The 823-nt window shown below is 65.0% G+C and carries 1 protein-coding gene; it reads left to right on the top strand.

Features of this window, described 5'->3' with window-relative positions; translation table 11 throughout:
* Positions 1 to 676: ATP-binding protein (locus DQ353_RS21135; RefSeq protein WP_113765143.1), on the top strand; the 676-nt coding region annotated here is incomplete at its 5' end.
* Positions 677 to 823: the final 147 nt, after the last annotated feature.

Genomic DNA, 823 nt, shown 5'->3' with positions numbered 1-823 from the left:
CACCACCGCCAAGGCCCAACGCTGGGACCCCGCCGAGGCCGTACGGGTCCTGCTGGAAGCCGAAGCCGCCGGGCGCAACAAATCGATGCTCGACACCCGACGCAAACGAGCCGGATTCCCGTCCGGGAAGACGTTCCAGGCGTGGGACCCGTCCATCTCCAGCATCCCCACTGCCACCACCGACTACCTGCGCACCCTGGAATGGGTGCGGCGCAAGGAAAACCTGATCGCCTGCGGACCGGCGGGGACCGGGAAGTCCATGCTCCTCGAAGCCCTGGGGCACCAGGCGATCGATGCCGGGATGAGCGTGTCCTGGCTGACCCTCGAGGACCTGGGTTCCCTGGTGCGCCGGCACCGGATCGATGACAGCGTGAACAAGGCCATCGCCAAGATCACGGGCTCCGATCTGGTTTGCATCGACGATATCGGGCTGCTTCCGGTTTCCGACGACGCCGCCGAGGGGTTCTACCGGATCGTGGATGCCGCCTACGAAAAGCGTTCCCTGGCGATCAGCTCAAATATCCACCCGGCCGGCTTTGACCAGCTGATGCCCAAGACGCTGGCCACCGCCACCGTGGACCGGCTGCTGCACCACGCGCACGTCTGCCAAACCAGCGGCGAATCCGTCCGCCTCATCCAAGCCCAGTCCGGGAAGGGGATCCTGCCGATGAGCTAAAAACCCGCAGACGGTTCGGGGCGCCGGTGGCCATCAGCGCGGCGTCCCGAAAGCCGGTCAATTCCGTTGCCGCCCATGGTCAGCGAGACTGCCGCAAGTGGTCAATTTCAATTGCCGTAGACGGGCAGTTTTAGACTGCCGTTGACA

Origin of the sequence: Arthrobacter sp. AQ5-05 (assembly GCF_003287975.1) — a bacterium.
Classification (GTDB): domain Bacteria; phylum Actinomycetota; class Actinomycetes; order Actinomycetales; family Micrococcaceae; genus Paeniglutamicibacter.
Note: the sequence above shows the minus strand (reverse complement) of the source record. Positions and strands in the feature narration are given on the sequence as shown.